This window comes from Sneathiella sp., from assembly GCF_029233945.1.
Lineage (GTDB): Bacteria > Pseudomonadota > Alphaproteobacteria > Sneathiellales > Sneathiellaceae > Sneathiella.
Window position 1 is genome coordinate 18,591 of the sequence record NZ_JARGOQ010000035.1, and the last position, 22,209, is coordinate 40,799.

Annotated in this window: 23 protein-coding genes and 1 riboswitch; of the genes, 8 read left to right on the forward strand and 15 right to left on the reverse strand. The window is 54.0% G+C overall.

The genetic code is table 11. The annotated features are described in order from the left end of the window. On the reverse strand, positions 1-612 hold the full coding sequence (locus tag P1U71_RS12150) for an NADPH-dependent FMN reductase (RefSeq protein ID WP_301105872.1): 612 nt from the start codon (positions 610-612) through the stop codon (positions 1-3). A 266-nt stretch (positions 613-878) separates the two neighbouring features. Here P1U71_RS12150 and P1U71_RS12155 point away from each other — a divergent pair, with 266 nt between their 5' ends. Then, entirely contained in the window at positions 879-1,979 is a 1,101-nt protein-coding gene (locus P1U71_RS12155) for a glycosyltransferase (protein ID WP_301105873.1), read from the forward strand. Positions 1,980-2,013: 34 nt separating this feature from the next. Here the strand turns inward: P1U71_RS12155 and arsB are convergent, their stop codons facing one another. The 3 genes from arsB to P1U71_RS12170 are packed head-to-tail and all read right to left on the reverse strand — an operon-like array spanning position 2,014 to position 4,002. Next, entirely contained in the window at positions 2,014-3,108 is a 1,095-nt protein-coding gene (gene arsB / locus P1U71_RS12160) for an ACR3 family arsenite efflux transporter (protein ID WP_301105874.1), read from the reverse strand. 36 nt (positions 3,109-3,144) lie between these two features. Further along, positions 3,145-3,657 (reverse strand): arsenate reductase ArsC, encoded by a 513-nt coding sequence (locus tag P1U71_RS12165; RefSeq protein ID WP_367281187.1) that lies wholly within the window; start codon positions 3,655-3,657, stop codon positions 3,145-3,147. 15 nt (positions 3,658-3,672) lie between these two features. After that, positions 3,673-4,002: a helix-turn-helix transcriptional regulator gene (locus tag P1U71_RS12170; RefSeq protein WP_301105876.1), complete on the reverse strand. Its 330-nt coding sequence runs from the start codon at positions 4,000-4,002 to the stop codon at positions 3,673-3,675. Positions 4,003-4,130: 128 nt separating this feature from the next. Here P1U71_RS12170 and P1U71_RS12175 point away from each other — a divergent pair, with 128 nt between their 5' ends. Both P1U71_RS12175 and P1U71_RS12180 read left to right on the forward strand, forming a co-directional pair. Further along, positions 4,131-5,840: a solute carrier family 23 protein gene (locus P1U71_RS12175; protein ID WP_301105877.1), complete on the forward strand. Its 1,710-nt coding sequence runs from the start codon at positions 4,131-4,133 to the stop codon at positions 5,838-5,840. Positions 5,841-5,908: 68 nt separating this feature from the next. After that, on the forward strand, positions 5,909-6,589 hold the full coding sequence (locus tag P1U71_RS12180) for a 5-formyltetrahydrofolate cyclo-ligase (protein ID WP_301105878.1): 681 nt from the start codon (positions 5,909-5,911) through the stop codon (positions 6,587-6,589). On the opposite strand, the gene P1U71_RS12185 is transcribed toward P1U71_RS12180, so the two are convergent. After that, complete coding sequence (locus P1U71_RS12185) at positions 6,586-7,629, reverse strand: alpha/beta hydrolase (RefSeq protein WP_301105879.1); 1,044 nt, start codon at positions 7,627-7,629, stop codon at positions 6,586-6,588. The genes P1U71_RS12180 and P1U71_RS12185 overlap by 4 nt on opposite strands. Before the next feature lie 185 nt (positions 7,630-7,814). On the opposite strand from P1U71_RS12185, the gene P1U71_RS12190 reads away from it, so the two are divergent. Further along, the gene (locus P1U71_RS12190) at positions 7,815-8,540 is read left to right on the forward strand and encodes a carbonic anhydrase (RefSeq protein ID WP_301105880.1); all 726 of its coding nucleotides are present in this window, start codon (positions 7,815-7,817) and stop codon (positions 8,538-8,540) included. A 75-nt stretch (positions 8,541-8,615) separates the two neighbouring features. Continuing rightward, the gene (locus tag P1U71_RS12195; RefSeq protein WP_301105881.1) at positions 8,616-9,053 is read left to right on the forward strand and encodes a VOC family protein; all 438 of its coding nucleotides are present in this window, start codon (positions 8,616-8,618) and stop codon (positions 9,051-9,053) included. Between the two features lie 71 nt (positions 9,054-9,124). Here P1U71_RS12195 and P1U71_RS12200 read toward each other — a convergent pair whose 3' ends face one another. Genes P1U71_RS12200 through P1U71_RS12245 form a run of 10 tightly spaced genes read right to left on the reverse strand, consistent with a single transcriptional unit; the run spans position 9,125 to position 17,800 of the window. Continuing rightward, positions 9,125-9,991, reverse strand: coding sequence for an energy transducer TonB (locus tag P1U71_RS12200; RefSeq protein ID WP_301105882.1), 867 nt, complete (start codon positions 9,989-9,991; stop codon positions 9,125-9,127). Next, complete coding sequence (locus tag P1U71_RS12205; protein WP_301105883.1) at positions 9,991-10,389, reverse strand: biopolymer transporter ExbD; 399 nt, start codon at positions 10,387-10,389, stop codon at positions 9,991-9,993. Before P1U71_RS12205 ends, P1U71_RS12200 begins: the two co-directional genes overlap by 1 nt. 3 nt (positions 10,390-10,392) lie before the next feature. Continuing rightward, positions 10,393-10,779, reverse strand: coding sequence for a biopolymer transporter ExbD (locus P1U71_RS12210; RefSeq protein WP_301105884.1), 387 nt, complete (start codon positions 10,777-10,779; stop codon positions 10,393-10,395). Positions 10,780-10,786: 7 nt separating this feature from the next. Next, positions 10,787-11,461, reverse strand: a complete 675-nt coding sequence (locus P1U71_RS12215) for a MotA/TolQ/ExbB proton channel family protein (protein WP_301105885.1) — start codon at positions 11,459-11,461, stop codon at positions 10,787-10,789. A 30-nt stretch (positions 11,462-11,491) separates the two neighbouring features. Continuing rightward, a complete protein-coding gene (locus tag P1U71_RS12220) occupies positions 11,492-11,929 on the reverse strand; it encodes a hypothetical protein (RefSeq protein ID WP_301105886.1) in 438 nt (145 codons plus the stop codon). Beyond that, positions 11,926-12,768 (reverse strand): ABC transporter ATP-binding protein, encoded by an 843-nt coding sequence (locus tag P1U71_RS12225; RefSeq protein ID WP_301105887.1) that lies wholly within the window; start codon positions 12,766-12,768, stop codon positions 11,926-11,928. Before P1U71_RS12225 ends, P1U71_RS12220 begins: the two co-directional genes overlap by 4 nt. Then, entirely contained in the window at positions 12,765-13,835 is a 1,071-nt protein-coding gene (locus P1U71_RS12230; protein WP_301105888.1) for an iron ABC transporter permease, read from the reverse strand. Before P1U71_RS12230 ends, P1U71_RS12225 begins: the two co-directional genes overlap by 4 nt. After that, positions 13,832-14,965, reverse strand: coding sequence for an ABC transporter substrate-binding protein (locus tag P1U71_RS12235; RefSeq protein ID WP_301105889.1), 1,134 nt, complete (start codon positions 14,963-14,965; stop codon positions 13,832-13,834). Before P1U71_RS12235 ends, P1U71_RS12230 begins: the two co-directional genes overlap by 4 nt. Positions 14,966-14,977: 12 nt before the next feature. Then, positions 14,978-16,936 carry a TonB-dependent receptor gene (locus P1U71_RS12240; protein WP_301105890.1) on the reverse strand — a complete coding sequence of 653 codons (1,959 nt, stop codon included), beginning with the start codon at positions 16,934-16,936 and terminating at the stop codon, positions 14,978-14,980. A 24-nt stretch (positions 16,937-16,960) separates the two neighbouring features. Continuing rightward, positions 16,961-17,800: a siderophore-interacting protein gene (locus tag P1U71_RS12245; RefSeq protein ID WP_301105891.1), complete on the reverse strand. Its 840-nt coding sequence runs from the start codon at positions 17,798-17,800 to the stop codon at positions 16,961-16,963. 153 nt (positions 17,801-17,953) lie between these two features. Here P1U71_RS12245 and P1U71_RS12250 point away from each other — a divergent pair, with 153 nt between their 5' ends. The 3 genes from P1U71_RS12250 to P1U71_RS12260 all read left to right on the forward strand — a co-directional run. After that, the gene (locus P1U71_RS12250; protein WP_301105892.1) at positions 17,954-18,946 is read left to right on the forward strand and encodes a helix-turn-helix domain-containing protein; all 993 of its coding nucleotides are present in this window, start codon (positions 17,954-17,956) and stop codon (positions 18,944-18,946) included. A gap of 148 nt (positions 18,947-19,094) precedes the next feature. Continuing rightward, positions 19,095-19,301, forward strand: a riboswitch (cobalamin riboswitch). A 237-nt stretch (positions 19,302-19,538) separates the two neighbouring features. Next, positions 19,539-21,491: a TonB-dependent siderophore receptor gene (locus P1U71_RS12255; protein ID WP_301105893.1), complete on the forward strand. Its 1,953-nt coding sequence runs from the start codon at positions 19,539-19,541 to the stop codon at positions 21,489-21,491. Next, positions 21,491-22,209, forward strand: a 719-nt coding sequence (locus P1U71_RS12260; protein WP_301105894.1) for an ABC transporter substrate-binding protein, incomplete at its 3' end; no start/stop codon positions are given. The genes P1U71_RS12255 and P1U71_RS12260, both read left to right, overlap by 1 nt.

Sequence of the window (22,209 nt, forward strand, 5' to 3'; positions counted from 1 at the left end):
CTACATCCCGTTTTTATACAGCATCAAATTCTGAACCTTTTCGCGAACCGGCTGCATCGCCTTTGCCGTCTCGATCAGAAATTCCAGGCCGTAATTGAGGCGCGCGGTGAGGCGGGTATCGAGGGCTGTCTGCGGACTGCTGATAAACAGCTCCTCCACCTGACGGAGGATCATGTGATCGGGCATCCACCAGAGAAAATTATTCTTGTAGCCACTCATGCGAAGCTCCGCGATGGGGTAGGCGCCGCCGGTACCGGAACTGACCGCGATCAACTGCGCGGGCTTATGCGCCAACTCCCCGCCATCGCACATAAGGAGGAAATTCTTGAGGTGCGGCGGCGCCATACCCGACCATTCAGGACATATGACGACAAAGCCATGGCAGGATTTCAACCGCTCGGAGACAGGTTTCCAGAAGTTTTTAAGATCGCTATCGCTTTCCCATTTTTCCTCGTTCCAGAGCGGGACATTCATATCCCGAAGAGAGAAATAATCAACCTCCACCTTTAAATCAAAATTATCTATCAACATATTGATATATTGACCAATTCTGTCGGACTGGGATTTCCCTCGAATACTGCCGACAATGATTCCGATTTTGACGTCCGACATAAATTTTTAGCCCCTTTGAGCAACCCTAGTATCTAAAGTTTATTCATAGCGATGGAACTCCTGAACGATCCGAACAGGAGGAAATTGTTATCCTTTCTCGCAGTTCGTCCCTATTGTGTAAATGCTACAGGATAAAAATTGTTGCCCGGGAAAGGGCAAAAAAGATTGAAAATCCGGCTTTTTATCAATAAGTGACTGCTATTAGTCGATTTTTATAATCCTAATAAGAAGAATTTGGTCAGTGTGGCTTCGGGAACGGGTAGTCAATGAATATGGATGTGACAATCGGAATATCGATCCGGGAAACATTTTCCAGAACCATCCCGTCGCTTAAATCCGTTCTGGCGGCCACGCCAGACGATGTTCCGATTATATTCGTCTCCAGCGGCCTTCCTGATGCTATTCTTTCCGAGATTCAGTCTCTCGCCAAAAACCGCCCTATCAAGGTCATCCATGAGGATTGCTACCTCAGCCCGAACCAGGCGCGCAACCTGATCATTCAGGAGGCCAAGACGAAATATATCGCTTTCATCGACAATGATGTGGAGATGGCGAAAAACTGGCTGGAATCGTTGGTCCGCTGCGCAGTGGAAGAGGAGGCCGATATCGTCTCCCCGCTTGTTTTTGAACGCTTTCCTCTTTGGAAGTTTATTCATATCGCCGGCGGAGAAGCGCAAATACAGGAGCCGGGCAACGGCGTCCGGGTTTGTCATGAGCTGCACCATTTTTCCAAACAGGATATTGATGCGTTGCCCGAAACGCTTGAGCGCGGTCCGACGGAGCTGTTTGAGTTCCACACCGTCCTGATTAGCCGTGAATTTTTACTGGATATCGGGATGCTGGACGAAGATCTCTTGTCCGTTTCCGAGCATTGGGACGTCAGCATTTTAGCGCAGGCGCGAGGCGCCAAGGTCTTTTTAGAGCCGACGTCCAAAGTAACTTATCTACCGCCTTTCAAACCGACGGAGGATGATCTCCGCCTGTTTAACCTGCGCTGGTGCGATGCATGGGTGAACGGATCCATTCACCGGCTGGAGGAGAAACACGCGCTTACGCCGGATCAAGGGAACCTGAAAGCCGTCAAGAAATTCGTCAAGGCCCACCGCCTGCATAAATATGTAAAAACACGCCGATTGATCGCAAAAATTCTCGGCGCAAAAGCCGCCAGTGTGTTTATCAACAGGGTGATCATTCGTATCGATCCCTTCCTTGTTAATCGCGCAATCCGGGATGATCTGGCGAAATGGCAGGACTACACACATAATCCGGAAAGACGAAAAGATTTTCAGTATATCCCGGGCAAACATGCCGCTAATCAGCCAATTGCCCGCGCTGAACGTGCCGAGGAGCGAGCGAGAAAAGCGTAAATAAGGCTGGCGCTCTCGTCAGCGCGCGGCACTTCTAGTCCGAAGTGGAGAAAAACCCGCGCGTCCGGTTGGCGAAGGCAACAAGGGACAGCATCACCGGCACTTCCACCAGAACGCCCACCACGGTCGCAAGCGCCGCGCCGGAATTAAGGCCAAAGAGGCTGATGGCGACAGCCACGGCCAGCTCAAAAAAGTTTGAGGTCCCGATAAGGGCGCAAGGCGCCGCCACCTTGTACGGAACCCGCCAGGCCCAGGCGGCACCATAGGCAAGGGCGAAAATCCCGTATGATTGCAAAATAAGCGGGACGGCGATTAAAAGGATAAGCAGAGGCCGTTCCAATATGACCTGCCCCTGAAAGCCGAACAGCAGAACGACCGTCGCCAACAAGCCGAGGACGGAGAAGGGCTTCACCTTGGCCGTAAACTGATCAACACGACTCGCGGCCTTTGGCGACCGATCCGATCCGGTCAGCAGGTGACGGGTCATCGCCCCCGCAAGAAGCGGGATCACCACATAGAGCGCAACAGAAAGAATAAGCGTCTGCCAGGGAACGACGATATCGGTAATGCCCAGCAGGAAAGCGACAATCGGCGCGAAAGCGAAAATCATGATCACATCATTGACGGACACCTGCACCAGCGTATAGGTCGCATCCCCCTTCGTCATCTGCGACCAGACGAACACCATGGCCGTGCAGGGCGCCGCACCAAGCAGGATCAGCCCCGCAATATAGCTTTGCGCGTCCTCAGGCGCGATCAGGTCCGCGAAAAGGTATTCAAAAAACAACACCCCGAGCGCGGCCATCGTAAAGGGCTTGATCAACCAGTTGACGATAATTGTCAGGATCAACCCCTTCGGGCGGTCCCCGATATGCTTCAGGCTGGCGAAATCGACCCCGACCATCATCGGATACACCATCGCCCAGATCAGGACGGCGACGACAAAATTAACTGACGCATATTCAAAAGAGGCAATGGTCTCGAACAGGGAAGGGAACAGATTGCCCAGAACCAGCCCCGCAACAATACAGAGCGCCACCCAGAGGGAGAGCCATTTTTCAAAAATGCCGATACCCGCCTGAACCGGCTTATCCAGTTCGAGGCGATCTTGCAGACGTTCTTCAGTCAATTAATTTATTCCTAAATTTGAGGTTATGGAACTTATTTAAGATTTCACTTTATCTTTCTGCAACCCGATATCATCGAGATGCTTCTGCAAGGATAAGCGATCCAACCTCGCAAGCGGCAGGCTACAAAAGATTGAAATTCTGTTATTCAGCATCCGGTAAGTGTCCATATAGGCGAGATTAATCTCCGCCTCTGTTCCGGCCGCATTCGACGGATCGGGAACGCCCCAGTGGGCCGTCATCGGCTGCCCGGGCCAGATCGGGCACACCTCACCTGCGGCATTGTCGCAAACCGTGAAGACGAAATCCAGCTCCGGCGCATCGGGGCCGGAAAATTCGCTCCAGGATTTCGATCGTGCAAAAGCCGTATCGAAATTCAGGTTCTTCAACAGCTCGATTGCACGAGGATTTACCTGTCCCATTGGGGAAGATCCCGCCGAAACTGCCTTGAATTTTCCTTGCCCGATCCGATTCATAATGGCTTCCGCGATTATGGACCGTGTTGAATTGCCGGTGCAGAGAAACAGAACGTTATATACCGCTTCAGTCATCATAGTCACCCAAGTTTAAGGACAGTTGATTTCATCAAAAACGCCTTCGCAGATTTCCGGCCGCCCGTTACAGCAATCCTCCATCAGGAAGGAAAGCAACCCGCGCATGGCCTCATAGTCTGCGAAATATCGGACCGTTCTGCCCTGACGCTCATTCTTGATCAGCCCGGCATTCATCAGGATCGACAGGTTTGTCGACATGGTGTTCTGCCGGACATTTAACCGCTCGCCGATCTCACCGGCCAGCATTCCGTCAAACCCCGCCTTGACGAGCAGGCGGAAGACATCAAGCCGTGTTTTCTGGCTCAGGGCGGCAAGGGCACGTAATGTTGTATTTTCATCCATATATCTTGAATACTAGATATATTATGCCTTTTCAAGGAAATAATTTCTTTTCACGGCCACTGGCATATCGCAAATGTTCCATGTAACGTTTAAGCCCTTATGATAACGACAAGAACCCGGGGGAGGGAATGGCGAAACGTCCGCAGGGGCTGATCTATGCCGTCGATGAACGGCCGCCCTGGCCAACCTTGCTTCTGCTCGGTGGACAGTATGCGGGGCTGCTTGCCGCCTATCTTGTCCTGATCGTTATTGTGTTCAAGGCGGGCGGCGCCTCTCATGGGGATGCGGTCAATGCCATCTGTCTCGGAATGATCGCGGTGGCAATTGCCACGGTGCTGCAGGCGCTCCGAAAAGGACCGATTGGCTCGGGCTTCCTGGCGGCTCCCGTCTTCTCCGCAATTTATCTCGGCCCCTCTGTCCTTGCGGCCAAGACGGTCGGCCTCCCGGCGGTTTTCGGCATGACAATTCTCGCCGGGCTTCTGGAGATCATTATCGCGGGGAGCCTGCATCGCCTTCGCATATTCTTCCCGCCCGCGATCAGCGGCTTTATCGTGGCGATCATCGGCATACAGCTTGGCCTCGTCGCCATCGATCATGTTCTGGATATCGATCAGCGAAACCTGCCCGACTACAGCAATCATGTAATTGTCGCGGGGCTGACACTCGCCCTGACCGTCGCGCTCAGTATATGGGCTTCCGGGCTGGCGCGGCTTATGTGTTCCATCCTCGGGCTCGGGATCGGCTTTGCTCTTGCCATTGCCTTCAACCTGATCCCGCCCGAGCATTGGCAAATTCTTCTGGATGCCGATTTGATCGCGCTGCCCAATCCCGGTTTTATTTCCTACGATTTTGACGCCTCCTTGCTCCCGGCCTTTCTTATATCCGGGATTGCCGCCGCGCTTCGCACGGTGGGGGTGATCACCACCTGCCAGAAGATCAATGATGACGACTGGCGACGACCGGACCTCAAATCCATCAAGGGCGGGATGTTCGCCGATGGCCTTGGCTGCATGCTCGCCGGCGCCCTCGGCACCATGGGAACCAACGCGGCGCCGAGCCTTGTCGGCGTCTCGAAAGCGACCGGTGCGACAAGCCGCTTGATCGGCTTTACCGCGGCCGCCATCCTGATCCTTTTCTCCGTTATGCCGGTCGTCGGGTCCTTTTTCCTGATCCTGCCCAATGCGGTGATCGGGGCAATCCTGATGTTCACGGCCTCCTTCATGATTTCCGGCGGCATCCAGATTATGATGTCGCGCAACATCGATAACCGCATGACATATGTGATCGGCTTTTCCATGTTGCTGGGGCTTGGTCGGGACGTTTTCCAGAATTATTTCAAAAGCCTGCCGGGCTTTCTGCATCCCTTTACCAGCTCGATGATGCCGATTGCCGTGATCTCCGCGCTGGCGCTGCATCTGACCTTCCGTCTGGGTAGTCGCCGCAAGGCGAATGTCGGTTTCGAGAAGGTTGAGCATTCCGTTGAGGAATTTTCCGACATCCTTCAGAAGAAGGCGCGAGCCTGGGATATCGATAGTGCCACCGTCTCCCGTGCGGAGAGCACCGCAACGCAGGTTCTGGAGCATGTCCGGCGCGCCAATCTCGCAACCGGCCCCGTGGCGGTAGAGATCAGCTTTGATGATTTTAATTTCGTCATCAGTATCTCCTATCAGGGCATGTTGCTGTCCCTGCCGCATGTGGGGGTAAAACACGGCGTCTTTCTGGAGGAGGAGGCCTTTTCCTACGGCCTTGCCGATTTCCTGATCGGTGCCTATCCGGACAAGATGGAATCCTTCGCCCGGGGTCAGGATATCCGCATCCAGCTACAGTTCAATGTGTGACTACCCAAAGCTGCGGACGGTTCTATATTGAATTGAACGGGCGCGACTATCTGTGATAGGGAAAGGACATGGCGGATAACGACGATATCAAGACAGGCTTTGCATCGCCTCCCTGCTATGCGCATGAGCTCGAGCTTTATGACAATGGCTATATGGGCGTGGATGCGCAAGCCGCCCTTGATGTCGCGCGCTGGCGAAAAGCCAAGCGTGAAGAACTGATTGCTGCCCGGCTGAAATTTTCCGTGAAAGATCGCCGCGCGCTGGCCCAAGAAGTTACAGAGAAATTAGAGCGGATCATTATCCCGAAACCCGGCATGATCATCAGCCTTTATTGGCCGATGAAAGCGGAGCTGGATTTACGTGGCTGGATGAAAGACTTGGCGGGGCAGGGGGTCCGCATCGCCCTTCCCGTGGTAACGGAGAAAGCGCAGCCGATGATTTTTCGTGCATGGACACCAGACGCCAATATGGAGCCCGGCATTTGGCAAATCCCGGTTCCGGTCAATACAGACGAGGTGACACCTCATGTTGCTATTGCGCCGCTGGTGGGGTTCGATAGGGACTGTTACCGGCTCGGTTATGGCGGCGGATATTTCGACCGGACGCTGGCGGCGCTCAACCCGCGCCCGAAAGTCATCGGCATCGGCTATCCGGACAGCCGCCTTTCCAGCATATTTCCTCAAGTCTATGATATCCCGATGGACATGATCATCACCGGCCAAGGCGAAATTATTAACCGCGCAGGCTAGACGCTATTCTCGCCCGGCCAGATGCCGGGCACCGACGTTGCCAGCCAGTGCGTAAGCGCCGCGTTAACCTCTGCCGGTTTTTCCTGCGCCATCCAATGGCCGGATTTCACATTCCTGATAGTGAGGTTCCGGCAATAATCCTTCATCGGGTCTGCCAGAGGGGAGCGGACGCATTCGCAAGTGTAATCATATTCGGCGAGCAGGAAGAGCACCGGCAGATCAAGATAACCACCGTTCAGCGCCTTTGCCGCATAGTCCGCATTTGCCTGATTATTCATGTAATATGAATCAGGGCCGAAAAATCCATTGCGAACAAGGCCTTCCGTATAGATCTTGAGCTCCTCCTCACTCACGATATCGCCGTCGCGCGGGATATCCGGTGCTTCGTCTGCACCGTTGTACCAGCCATTATGTTTACGAACAAAGGCGGTGGGGGAGGGTTTATCGGTATATCCCGCTTTGCCTTTTCGAAACAGCGCCTTCACCGAGTTATAGGGATTGGCATCGAAGACAGAGCAGGCACGGGCGAAATTTTCCTCATAGAAGCGGATATATTCCCATTGCCCGGCCGGGAATTCCGCCTCCGGATAGAGCGCACGATCAACCAAGGGGAGGCAGGCGTCCCAACCCCGCTCAAGGACTCCATAGGGCACACAGAGATTGGCAACGGCATGGCATCTATCCGGATGATGGCTGGCGATATTCCAGACTGTCGGGCTTCCCCAGTCATGCCCGACCCAGATCGCCTTTTCACGCCCAAAGCTGTCCAGCAGCTCAATCATATCCTTGACGACCTCTTCCTGGGCATAGGCGCTATGCTCCCGGTAAGTGCCGGAGCGGCCATAGCCCCGCATATCCGGCGCAATTGCATGAAAGCCGAGGCTCGCCATAACAGGAAGCTGATGCCGCCAGCTTAAAGAGAGTTCCGGCCAGCCATGCACGAAGATGACGAGAGGCCCATCCTCCGGCCCGGCAGAGAGATAGAATGTCCTATGCCGCGCGCTCTTGACGGTGTTTTCGGTAATCGTAGTGATAGTCATGCAATTTCCCAACGGTTGGCCCGACGATAGATTTGATCCTAGCACTCGCAAGACGGCATCTGTCAACGATCCTCTCCGCGATAAATCAAACCGATACGCTTTTCCCGCCTTGACCGTTTTTGGCCAATGTGAAAGGGTTTCCTGCATATAAACAACAACGACAAACAGGCGAGGGATTTAGACAAATGTGCGATTTACCGGAGAAATCTTTGCCTGCCGTTACCTTCTCGCGCCGTCATCTTTTGAAGGCAGCGGCCTTCACCGCCATAACCCCCTTTAGCCTGTCCAGCGCCTTCGCAGCGGAGACATCCCCTGCACCCAACGCCATTCCGCCCGGTCTCGCGCTATCTCGGCTGTTGGTGGGGAATGCCCGATATGCCGCAAATAATCCGAATGATCGTGATTTCACCGTCGGCAGGGCCGAAAGGGCACAATCCCAATTTCCGATTGCCGCCGTCCTGAGCTGCGCGGATTCGCGCGTCGCGCCGGAACTTCTCTTCGATCAAAATCCGGGCGATCTTTTTGTCATGCGCGTCGCCGGAAATGTCATGAGCCCCGACTTGCTGGCCTCTCTTGAATATGGTGTCAAATTTCTGGGAACCCCGCTGGTCATGGTGCTCGGTCATTCCAACTGCGGCGCGGTCAGCGCGGCGATTAATGTCCTGAAAGACAATGCGAAACTTCCCGGCCATTTGCCCGACCTGATCGCCTCCATAAAACCGGCTGTCGCCGTTGCCAAAAAAACGCATCCGGATGATTTGCTGGAAAGCTCGATTGCCGAGAATGTCCGGTTGCAGGTGGCGCAACTCAAAAAATCATCCCCCATTGTCGATAGATACTATGCTGATCGGAAAATCGATATTGTCGGCGCGGTATATGATTTGAAGACAGGGCGCATCGCCCTCGTGTAAATTTATTCGACGCAGAGCATCTATTCCGTCTCGATATGATCATTGATAAAGTTAAAGACCTTCAGGAGAACCCCTATGTCAATTCATGAAGTCTATATTTATCTCCGGGCCAAAAAAGCAGAAAAGGCCATCGCCTTCTATAAGGATGTTTTTGGTGCCACCGAGAAATTCCGGCTTGTCGGTCCCGGCGGGCGGATCGGCCATATCGAACTCTCCATCGGAGACACAGTGATCATGCTGTCCGACGAGTTTCCCGAATTCGGGATCCATGCCCCAGACCCCGAAGTACCAAGTGGCATTTCAATTCATCTTCATGTCGATGATGCGGATGCCCTTATCACCAAATGCGCGGAAGCGGGCGCAACCATCGTCCGCGAGGCGGCGGACCAGTTCTATGGGGAGCGTTCCGGTACGATCCGCGATCCCTTCGGCTATAGCTGGATTATCGGCCATTCCATTGAAGAGGTCGAACCCGAAGAAATGCAACACCGCTATGACGCGATGGGAAGTTAGCCGGAAAATAAATTTGCTCCCGCCTGTTGAGTTTTTTTTAAAAGACAATCCCCGGCCTATTACCCTTTCGGTTATTCGACCGTATAGGTAGCAGGAAAGCGAAAATCGAGGTGATCTGCCTTGATATCGGCTGGAAAGGCCACGAAAGGCATGGATATTTCCACCATCCGCAGTGCTGCCTTATCCAGCACGGCATGACCTGAGGAGTTGAGAACGCGAAGCGCCGTCACTCTTCCGTCCCGGTGAATGGTAAAGGCAAAGATAACATTGCCCTCCATTTGAAAACGTTTTGCCATCTTGGGATAGAATTTGTTTTTAAGCAGGACCTCCCGCACCTTGCCGCGATAGTTACTGGTTTCCGCATTTCCGCCCTGTGTAATCTTATTGCCGCTGCTGCCGGTGATCATGTTTTCCTGCCCCTGACTTGAGGCAACCACACCACCGCGAAGCTGGTCCAGATTGCTGACCGTGGGCGCGATTTTTTCCGCGACGACAGGTTTTTCGGGTGATTTTGCCTGGACGACTTCTTTTCTCAAGGGTTTTGAAAGAGGTTTCTTCACTTTAACTGGCTTTGCCGGCGGTAGCGGCGTCACCTCTTTTTTCTTTAGCGGCGTCACCGGCGTCTTCTTTTTCACTTCTTTCGCGACAATAGCCTTTTTGGCGGTCACTTTCGGGGCAATTTCAGGGGGCAGGGGATCCTGCTCAACCAGTGTCGGCTTGGTCACTTTCTCCTGTTTAACCACCTCTGTTTCGATGGGCTCGATGGGAGAAACGGTCGACCGGCTGGAATGAATCAATGTCCCGATTTTCAGCGCCACACCGCCAATCGATCTCTCCATCTGGACCTCTGGTTCCTTAGGAGCCCAGATCGCTGCCAATGCCATATGAACGACAAGGGAAAGCAGGACAAAGACCCCAACCTGCGTGACGATCCTCATCAAGGCGATCCCTTTACGGTAATCAGACGGATTTTCTGATGGCCGGCGGCGCGGAATTTTTCGAGAATTTCGACAAGACGAACGGCGTTCAGGGTTTTATCGGCAATGACTTTGACTGGCTCGGACATTTCCGTTGCCGGAAACATCTCCAACACCTCATCCACGGACATCCGCTTGCCGAGATACATGATCGCGCCGTCATTATGGATCTGCACCACATCGGTTTTCGCCGGAACAGTCGGCATTTCGCGGGTTTCTGCAGGCGTCAATTCCCGGGAGACCGGTGCTGCGATGGTACCGGCGATCAGAAAGAAGATCAGCATGAGAAACACCACGTTAATGAGCGGGATTGTATTCTCCGGATCACTGCGAAGCTTTTTGGGCGGGGTGAGTTTCATGGCTTACCGGGCGAGGGAAACAGAGGTGAGGTTCGTGGATTGCAAGACTTCCAATGTCTCGACCAACGTCTGTACCGCCACCTCGCCGCGCGGGCGCAGGACGGCATGCTTCACGCCGCGCGACGTAAAGTCGGAGAGAGCATTATCCAGATCCTCAAGTTTGACAGGGCGACCATTCAGAGACAGCATGCCATCCGATTTCACATGCACCAGCAAAACAGATTTCGGCGAGGGCGCATCGCCACCCGCCGCTGCAACAGACAGATCAAACCCTGTGAAACGCAGGAAAGTCGATGTCAGCATGAAGAAGAGCAGCAAAAGAAAGATCACATCGATCAGCGATGTAAGGCCAATAATGGATTTCCTGCGCCGTGCGGAATGAAGTCGCATGATCCACTTACCCCGCCGTTGTCGCCTTCGCATTCCAAAGCGCGGGTTTCTCCGACCCTGACGTAATTTCACCGGTCAGGACGGAGGTCACCATATCCTCGATTGTCTGGGTTTCCCGCTCGATAAGGGAATCGAACCAGGCCGCCAGCAAAGAGGAGGGGATGGCGATTGCAAGACCCACCGCAGTCGTCAACAGCGCCACCCAGATACCACCGGCAAGAATGGACGGGTCAACCGTCGCACCGGCACTTTGCAGGGCCTGAAACGCATCGATCATCCCGAGCACTGTCCCGAACAGACCGAGCAGTGGCGCGACCTGGCCCACTGTCTCCATAATACGGATACCGAACCGCGCACGCGCAATCTCACGGGAGGCAACCCGGTCGATATCTTCTCGTATCAGCGTGCCTTTATCCGGGTGATAAAGCATTCCCCGCATCGCATGGATAAGCGCCTGGGGAAGAGGCCCTCGCCGGTGTGACAGAATGCCGATCGGTTCCGGCCCCTGTTTGATGCGCCAGAGGGCAAGCGCCTGCCGGGCTGGCTCATGACGGCCAATACCGAGCCGGAGGAAAATCCATCCCTTGTAAAGCGCCGTTGCCAGAGAAATAACGGACAGGAAAAGCAGGATGGCGACAACCGGTCCGCCTTTTTCGAGCAGGGAAAGAATATAATCAAACATAGGATGATCCATCTGGGTCACAGGAGGTACTTACAGGCCAAGTTCTATGGAAATACGGCTCGACGGACGGATCGCGTCCAAACATTGCGCCGCCGTCATGTCCGTCATCTGGCAATCCGAGACATCATTGATCAGGATTGTCCCGATATCCGAACAGGAAGTCTCCGCCAGATCATACTGCAAAATCCGGCGCTTTCCCTGGGTCAATCGCCCGGTGCTGATGAGCAGAAAATCCTTCGTCATCTGTTCCTTGTCGAGAATGGCAACTTCCATGCTGATATCCGATATTGTACCCGCGAGGGTATTGTGAAATAGAAAGCTGACCCGGCAGGCACCTTCAACTTGCACGGCGTTGTTCAATTCCAGTGTCAGCTCTTTTTTCGACTCTTGGGCTGTTGCGCTGTGACAAACAGCAAAAAAAGCGAGGATTGGCAACATAAGTCGTAAACTGAGTTTTGGCTGTGTCATTGTTTCTCCATCATATTCATGTGTTCGACAACGGATTGGGAAGCGCCGGTTTCCACCGCCGTCAGCAAAACAACGGGATCCCCGTTGGAGCATAGCTCAATCCGGGCGTCCACTCCATAAACACGGCGGATAACTTCGCTGTCAAGCTCACGGCTTGCACAATCGGCGGCGATTTCACCATCGTTCAGCACAATGAGGCGATTGCATTGGCGAAGAGCGAGGTTGAGATCATGAATAGCGATCAGCGCCAGCGCATTGTGTTCCTGAAGATACCGGCGGGTGAGATTAAGTACCTCCACCTGCCAGCGCAGATCAAGCGCCGAGGTTGGCTCATCCAGCAGCAGGACTTTCGGCTTTTTCAACAACACCATGGCGACAGCGACAAGCTGTCTCTTGCCGCCGGAAAGCTCCGATAACGGACGCATGGCATATTCGCCGAGATCCAGCTTGTTGAGAACCCCTGAGATTGTCGTCGCATCCTTTTCCGCTCCGTTCGACAGTCCCGCAATTTGAAGGCTCGCGAGCAGCAACTCATAGACGGTGAGGGAGGAGACTTGCGGTATTTGCTGCGGCAAATAGGCAATCTCACGAATACGCTGAGCCGGTGTCATGCGGGCAATATCCTGCATCTCCGCTCCCGCTCCGGCGTGCAATCGGGCAATGCCGGTATAGCGTTGCAGTCCGGCAAGGCTGCGCAGCAAGGTTGATTTCCCCGCCGCGTTGGGACCGATAACCCCGACAAGCTCTCCCGCAGCAAGAGAGGGGACGGAGATATCCTTCAGGATATGCCGCCCGGACAGATGCACATTCAGATTTTCCGTTTTCAACTGAAGAGTCATAGATGCGCCCTCTTTTGCGTGAGAACGAGAAGGAGGAAAATCGGCACGCCGATGAGGGAGGTCACGATCCCCACCGGGATAATTGCCCCCGGCAACAGGGATTTTGAGACAATGGAGGCGAGGGACAGTAGCAACGCCCCGGACAGGGCCGCGCCCGGAATAAGATACTTGTGATTTTCCCCGAGCAGCAGCCGAGCGATATGCGGCCCAACCAGTCCGACAAAGCTGATAGTGCCGACGAAGCAGACCGCGACTGCCGCCAGAAGGGATGTGCGTAGTATCACCTTAAGACGCAAACGCTTTACCGGCACGCCAAGGCTGCTCGCCTGCTCTTCCCCGCCTTTCAGAAGGGTAAGTTGCCACACATCGCGCAGGCAGAACGGCAGGACCAACAGAACAACCGCCGACACAACCCCGACTTCCAGCCACCCGGCCCGCGTCAGATTGCCGATCGTCCAGAAGACAATCAATTGCGTGGCTTCCGCCGTAGCGACATACTGGATCGCCGCGGTGAGCGCCGTGGACAGGAAGACAATGGCAATCCCGAACAGGATGGCCGTGTTGATACTCCCGCCGAAAGCAGCCGTCATCAACAGAATGGCAAGGCCAGCCGACAGAGACCCTATAAAAGCGAAGAAGGGCAGGCTGATCCATTCCGCAACGCCCGGAATACTGATATCGAACACGATGGAGATGGCCGCGCCAAGAGCTGCGGAGGAGGAGAGGCCAAGCGTATAAGGGCTTGCAAGCGGGTTATTGAGGACCGTCTGCGTTTCCACACCAGCAAGGCCGAGCGCCGCCCCGACGGCAAGCGCAATCAGGGCATCGGGCAGGCGTATCTGGTAGAGGATCACGGACTCGGCACGGCTCAGGCTGCTGCCATCGAAAATACCGGTTAGCAGATCACCCGCTGAAAGCACGGCAGGACCAGTGACGATATCCCCAAGGAACGACAAAGAAATACTCGCCGCGATCAGGAACAGCAAAAAAGAGCGGCGCCAGTTCAGATGGCGATAGGCGCTGATATAGTCAGGCCCTGCCTTCATCGACATGTCTTCACTGCTCATTGCCCTTTCAATCCGATGCTAAAGAGACCGCCAGGCTGGAAGGGTAGGAATCTGTCCTGCATTTCCATCATAGTTTCCTGTAAATCGACATCCGAAAACAATTCCGGATGCTGCCATTTCGCGAAGGCGATAAGTGCATATATATTCCAGGCGGAGTTATAAAAATTGTGCCAGATTCCATAAACTTGCCCGTCCTGAACGGCGCTTAATGTATCAAAGCCCGGCCGCTCGGCAAGCGCTTTAAGGATGGCGCGCTCTTCTGCTTCATCCGCACCTATACCCAGGGACAGGGGCTTCTCCTTATCCGACTGCCCGCCGATGGAACCGCTTGCCGTCCCGATCAGGATGTCGGGATCTTCGGTGATCAGGAATTCCAGCGTATGGCGACCGATAACGGCCGGTGTGACCTTCGCCGAGATATTGATCCCGCCTGCAAAATCGATGAATGAACCAAGCATCCCGTTCGCCATGGAAATACAGCAATCGACCTTTCCGGCATGCACCTCGATAAAAACCGTCGGTTTTTCACTGTCCGGTAAATTCTTGACCCGATCCGCAACCAGTGATTTCTTGCCTTCATAGAAATCAACAAACTCAGCAGCCCGCTTTTCCTGACCTATCACTTTGCCAATCAATTCAATGCTCTTGGGTGTGTTGTTCAGAATATCGATGGAAAAATCGATAAAGATGACGGGAATACTGGCCGCCTCCAACTGCGCAATCATCTCCTTGTTCTCAATCGTTGGTCCATGGCCGCGCAGGCCAAAAATCGCGACATCCGGATTAAGCGTAATCATTTTCTCCGCGGAGACACTATCGGCGCTGGTGTTGCCGATACGGGCGATCTCCTCGATCTTCGGAAACTGCTTTTTGAAAGCGGCATATCCGGCGGGATCGAATTTCTCGAATTCCCCCTGCATACCGACAATCATCTCATCGGGATTATCTATAAGCAGCGCGAGCGAGGTGAAAAAGCGACCTTCTCCGACAATTAGTCGCGTCGCGGGCGCGGGCAGGGTTACTTCCCGGCCAGCCAGATCCTTCACGACAATCTCTGCGTTGGCGGCGGAAGAGCCAAATCCCGCCACCAACGCCGCCCCCATGAACACAAGGCTTAAAAACTTATGCATAGACGCGTTCCTCTAGAAAGTGACATTCACCATAAACAGGAAAGACCGTCCCGGTTCGTCCAGCGGCACGATGTTGCTCAAGCCCTGACCTGCGGTTGTTCTGTCCACATAGGTTGCATCGAGAACATTGTTGATTTCCCCGCGCAGGCTGAGGCCCGGATAGGTCGCGGGCGACCATTCGGTAAACAGGTTGAACACGGCATATCCCGGCAGGCTCTCTGTTCCGGCGGGTGTATCGTTGTATTTCGCGGCAATCTCGGAACTGAAGCCTGTGGTGAGCCCGAGCGATTCAAAGAAATATCCGCCCGTAATATCGATGATCTGGCCTATGGGCGTACCGAGATAGAAGGCCGTCGTGCCAAGATCGGCGCCATTATAATCCACATCCGCATATATGTAGCTCGCACTTACAAAGGCATTGTTCCAGTCCGCCCGAACGGAGGCGTCGAAACCCTTCGTCGTAAAGTCACCGCTGTTCGTCCGAAGGGCGGTATCCGGCACGATGACATCGCGAATCTTAGTATAGAAATAATTAGCACCGAGGGTAAAAATACCGGCGTTTGCCTTGGCCCCGACGGTATAGTTGCGCGAATACATGGGGTCGATATCCGGATCATACGCGACGGCATTGCTGGTAAAGAACACTTCGTTCATGTCGATACCGCGAAAGACGTCCGATGCCCCCGCGACCAGGCTGACATTATCCGTCACCGCATATTCAGCGGAAATATTGGGGCTGACGCCGAAATTACTAAAGTCCTGACCGTTGGCAGCCTCAAACCACTGGCCGTCCAGACGGAACCCGGTTGAAATATTGAGCGCGTCAAGTGGATTAAGGCGTGCCTGCACATATCCGCCAAGGTTCCAGACTTTTTCAGAGAATTTTCCTTGCGGAAAGGAGGCGAAGAACCGCTCGTTCGTTCCCTTGTCATAGTAAAAATCCGAACCAACCGTGAGAGATCCCGTATCAAGCTGAAACCTGTTCTGGGCCTTGCCGCCATAGCTGTCGATCTTGCTGTGATAGCTTGCCGGCGTGCTTCCGGGCCGGTTCAGGTCATAGTTATTGTAGTAGAACTCAACCTCCGGATCGTAAAGGTCGGTAGGGTCCGTTGTTTCATATCCAACGGTAATGGTCGTCCGGGAGAGATCATTCTGCTGCGGGGGAAGATCTGCCGCTGCGCTGGCGCCAGCGAGGCCCGCGAAATTTGTCCGATAGGGACGATCCGCGTCATCCACCGAGTAATCAATGGAAGAATAAATCCTGTGGCCACTGCTGCTTTCCGCCCCGAGCTTGAGGAGGCCGGACCAGAAGTCTTCGCTGCTTGCCAGTTGCGTATCACCGCTGCCATTCTTGTAGTCGTCACCCTTGGCGCGGGTTATCGCCCCCAAATAATCAACACCACCGGTCTTACCATATCCCGAAGTCGTCACCTTGATTGTTTTGGAATTCGTATCGTAGGACGTATTGACGAACGCCCCGAGATTTTGCCCGGGTGCCAGTAAATCACCGGCGCTTTTCGTCTTAAATCGGATGGCGCCACCCGAGGCGCCCGGACCGGAATCCGCCGCCGCGACACCGGCTTCAACCTCAACGGATTGAAGAAGCGCGGGGTCGATCAGGATGCTGCCGTTATGATGGAAGATATTATTGACCTGACGCGCGCCGTCTATCTGGACATTCAGGTTATGATCTTCAACACCGCGCACAAATATCTTGTTTGATGCATTTGTAGTGCCGCCAACAGAAACACTGGAATCTCCCTTGAACACATCCGAAAGTGACTGCGGCTGCAAAAAGTCAAGATCCTCCGACGTTACCTTGCCCGTCACGCTGAGGTCATCGGCTGGCACCTCGGTTGAGACATTGATCGGTTGTTCAAGCGGGGCTTCCTTTTCCTGGGCATGCAGCGGGGCCACAAACAATACAGTGAAAAGGCAGGTAGTGCCGGCGAGATAAGTTCTTAAATTCATCGTTTATACTCTCTGTAGAAACTGTTAGTGCGTGTGGGAATGACCAGCCTTGGATGCGGAGTCATCTCCATAGTCGTTATCGGGGTAGTTTTCCGCCTGCTGTTTCCAGTAACCGCGGGTCAGCAGCCTGTCGGCCGGCACGTCAAATTCCTGTGCCAGGGAATGACGAATGCGGCGCATGATGCCGGATTCGCAGGCCACCCACCAATACGCATCAGGATATTCGCGAGCAGCACGGCGAACTTCCTCAACAAGCCGCTCACCGAATGCCTTGCCAATTCCCTCCGCGCGGTGCAGCCAGATCGGAGAGAAAGGCACATGCGGGCTAAGAGGACGTTCTTCCTCCAGGGTGTCAACTTCCAGGATCATTTCGGCAATGCGGGTTTCACCAGCCGCCTCAAGCACCATGGAGGCCGCCGGGATGGCCGTGTCATCCGCGACAATGATAAGCCTGTCAGCTGTTTCCGGCGGAACATACCCACCCCGCGGTCCAGCCAGAACGAGATGTTGCCCCGGCGTCGCCTGCCGTGCCCAACCGGAGGCAATTCCCTCTCCATGCAGCATGAAATCGATATCAATCTCTCCAATCTCGGGACGTACATTGCGCGGCGTATAGGTCCGGGAGGGAGGGAGCGGGCGAACCGGAGAATTATCCATCAATGACCAGTCAAAATCCCCAGGCACAAAAAACAGCTTTATGTGAGCGCCGGGGAGGGGAGGTTCGAAGCCGTCAAACTGATCCGATATAAATGTCACTCGCCGCATACGCGGGCTCAAAACCGTGACTTCCTTCACCGTAATCTTGCGCGGTATCGGAAAATTCGGTTTTGACGCAGACGCGGCTGTTGGTTCACCTGAAGTCATACTTCCAAGCTCCTAGTTGCAAATCATTCCTAATTTCAATATAATATGAGTCATACTCCAACTGGTCGGTTGCGACCATGAAGGTCTTTTCTGCGGAAGCGACTTTCTTGTTTGTTAAAAATCGACCTCCCGGCATTTGTGAGGATTAAAAAGATGATTGAGGAACAGCAGCTTATAACGCCAACTGTTCGCGGATCCCGAAAGGACATGGTAAATTTCAATAACCGGAGCTATGACGAAAGGTGCCGCCCGGAAGAGCTGGTCGATGGAAAAATCCTGTTTGAGCGGATCCATGACGGTTTCGGGGTCCATGCCTCGGACGCCGTGGAGCGGCAGGACGGTCGGTCCGCTTTTACCGAGATCCCGGGGCTGAGCATCATGGTCTTCCTGCGTGGCGATGTGAAAGCCGATCTCGGCACACAGTTCGTCCATTATGGCCATAGCCTGCGCCCGGACGGAAAAGAAGGGCCTTACGCCAATATTCTCGCCAAGACCCAGAAAACGAAATTTGCGCGCTACTTTAAAAAGGGTGTTCATGTGCGCAAAGTCATTGTCGGCCTCAGCACGGATTGGCTCAATGACTATCTCAGGGAAGATACCCCGGAAACCCGTGCCATCGAGACGTTCCGGCAAACGCATCTGAACCTGATGGAATGGGTGCCGACGCCGCGTATGGTCAATCTGGCCGAGGATATCCTGCTGTTTTCGGAACAACGCTCTCTGATGGAGAAGCTGTTCCTGGAACAACGGTCGATCGAGCTCGTGAGCGAGGCATTCCGGATGCTGAATGAAGACAGGAAACCGGTCAATGATCCGCTGAACGAGCGGGAGCGCAAGATACTGAAGCTATCGCTCGATTATATCCATTCGCATTTCTATGAGACGCTTTCCATTGGAGCGCTCTCACGGGATGTCGGCATGGCAGCCAGCCAGATCCAGCGGCTGTTCAAGCAGGCCTTTGGCAAGACGGTGTTTGAATATATCCGCACCGAGCGGCTGTCTCTCGCCCATGATGGCCTTCGAAACAAGGGCATTGCCATCGCCGAGGCCGCCTATGTCGCCGGCTATTCCAACACCGCAAATTTCTCGACCGCCTTCAAGCGCCAGTTCGGCAAAACGCCCAAACAGGCGCGGCGGAACTTCTGAAATAGCGCCAATATGTGTAAAAATCACCCAATCATGTTAACGAATAAAACAGTGGAAGGGCTGGAAGAATTATCGATTTTTAGGTCAGAAATTCACTGTTTCACTAATAGAACAATTAGCGCCCTTGACTTATGGAAATTGCTGCTGCAATTTCCATTTCAGCGATGGTTCCATTCATGGATGAAAAAGGGAACAAGGACTGAATAGACTGACTGAGTTCAGACTGTTTAACACCTTGGCTGCCCCCGCAACTGTGAACAGAGAGCGCACCCGATAAAGCCACTGGGGAACTGGGAAGGCCGGATTGCGTTAAGACCTGTGAGCCAGGAAACCTGCCGTCGCAAGCGCTACTCGACCACTGTACGGGGTGTGCTCGTGGGACGGAAACCCGTTTGTGGTGGCGCGCAGAAATGCGTTGCTATCGGGGTTTTGGGCTTGAATTCTAATTTCCTCAACCATTGAAAGCCGTGAGTCCGCCTTATACGGGCTTGGAGCTTTTATTTGATCGCACCGTGTTTCTTCGTCGTCAGGCGCAAGCGGCAAGGTCGCTGTTTGCCCTTACTTGTCTTTTAAGAAACAAGAGGGATCAGCAATGTTTGATTACTTACGAAAGAAGAAATCTGCCCCCGTTTATCTCGCCACCGGCATGCTTGTCGCCAGCATCATGACCGTCCCGGCCTTGGCGGAGGACACAACCCAGTTAATGCCCGAAATTGTGGTATCGGCGAGCCGGACTCCGTTGCCATCAAAGGAAATCGGCAGTGCCGTTACGGTCATCACGGCGGAGGAACTGGAGCAACGGCAGGTGCGCGTCGTTTCTGATGTTCTTCGGGATGTCCCCGGCGTCTCCGTTAATCGAGCCGGGCCGGTCGGCAGCCAGACGCAAATCCGCATTCGAGGGGCGGAGGGGAACCAGACGCTCGTCCTGATTGATGGGATTGAGGTGAATAATCCAGCCTCCGGATCGGAGTTCAACTTTGCGAACATGCTGAACGCGGGGATTGAACGGATTGAAGTCTTGCGCGGACCGCAAAGCGCGATTTACGGCAGCGATGCCATTGGCGGTGTCGTGGATATTATCACCCAGGACCCCGAACCCGGTTTTACCGTCTCCAGCCGTGGGGAGCTTGGATCTTTCTCCACGAAGGATGGGCAGATCGACATGGGCTATGGAAGTGACAGGGTCAATATTTCCGGCACGGTCGAGCGGTATATCACGCATGGTATTTCCGTCGCGGACGAGAACAATGGCAATACGGAGCGGGACGGTTATAACAATACGACCGGGCGCCTCAAAATCGGTATCAAGCCCCTTGAAAACCTCGACCTAAAAGCGGTGGGCATGATTGTGGATAGCGATCTGGAGGGTGATGCATCCGCCGTCGTCGTCAACGCGATCGATAGCGAAGATACCTCTCAATCCTTGCAAAGATATGGCCTTACCAGTGCCAAGCTGACCCTTGCTGACGGTGCGTGGGATCAGTTGATCAAGGCGAGCTATATGGACGACAAGACGGATTATCTGGATGGATCCGGGGCGACCACCTACACATCGAAAGGCAAGCGGATCACCTATGGTTATCAGTCGGATTACTATTTCTCGACCCCGGATTTCGCAAATGCCGACCATACCGTCACCTTTGCGGCCGAGCGTGATGAGGAAGAACAGTATACTAACAGTGGCTTCTCCGGACCTAATACCGTGAACATCGTGAATTACGGTTACTCGACGGAATACAGGGCCGGCTTATGGGATAATCTTTTCCTGTCTGGTGCCCTGCGGTATGACGACAATGACGATCTGTTCGAAAATCAGACCACCTATCGCAGCACGGCCGCCTACCTGTTTGACGAAACCGCTACCCGCCTGCATGGCAGCTTCGGCCGCGCGGTGAAGAACCCGACATTGTTCGAACTATTCGGCTCCACTCCGGGCTTCACAGGCAACCCCAACCTGAAACCGGAGGAAGGCCTCGGATGGGACGCAGGCGTCGAGCAGGCATTTCTGGATGACAAGCTGATCCTTGACATGACCTATTTCAACAATCGCATCAAAAATCTTATTCAGGGTGGGGGGAATACGGCGGTTAATTTGCCGGGAACGAGCCGGATACAGGGTGTCGAGTTCACCGCCTCGACAGAGCCGTTCGAGAATATACGCTTCGATGCTTCCTATACCTACACAAATGGTAAGGACGCAACGGGGACAGCACTGGTCCGGCGGCCCAAGCATATCGCGAGCCTCGTCGGTAACTACAGTTTTGACGTTATGGAGAAACCTGCCAACGTCAATCTGAGCCTGCAATATAACGGCAAGCAGAATGATATTGTTTATGACAGCTATTTCCCCGTGGCGACGCGAATGGTCGAGCTGGATAGCTATACTCTCGTCAATCTGGCGGCAAGCTATGAATTCGCAAAAGGGGCGGAGGTTTACCTGCGCGGGGAAAATCTTCTGAACGAAGACTATCAGGAAGTCTATGGGTATGGATCGCCGGGAATTTCGTTTTTCGCCGGTCTCCATATTAAATTCGGGCCCTTCTGATGATGTCAACAAGCAGCCAGCATTTATGGTTCTTGCGGGTATTGTTTGCCCTCTTCCTGGCGGTTTTTCTGCCGGGGAATGGTGCGGCCAAGCCCGCGCGCATAGTATCCATGAATGTTTGTGCGGACCAGCTTCTTCTGCTTCTGGCCGACCGCGATCAGATTGTATCGCTGAGCTACCTCGCCACGGATGAGGAAACTTCCACAATGGCGAAGCAAGCGGTGGGACTACCCATAAATCATGGTCTGTCTGAGGAGATTTTGCCGCTTGAGCCGGATCTTATTCTCGCAGGCGAATATACAACCCGCCCGACCGTCTTCCTTTTGCGCAAACTGGGCTATCGGGTAATTGAGCTTCCCGCCGCGAACAATTTGTACGATATCAGGGCAAACATTCGAACCGTTGCCGATGCCGTGGGCGCGCCGGAGCGGGGTAGAGCCCTGATCACGGCATTCGATAAAAAACTGCCTTCCTCTGACATGCTGGCGGAAGAGGTTGGCGCGCCGATCGCAGCGCTCTATTGGGCAAACGGTTTCACATCGGGAGAAGGGACATTGGCAAATTCAGTCGTCAAGGCAGCAGGGTTTCGAAATCTTGGCAGTGAACTCGGCATCAGAGGGACCGGTCAGGTGCCACTAGAAACTCTGATAATATCAAAGCCGGATTTGCTGATTGTGGGCGAGCCGCGGGATAAACCCGCGATGGCGACAGAAATTTT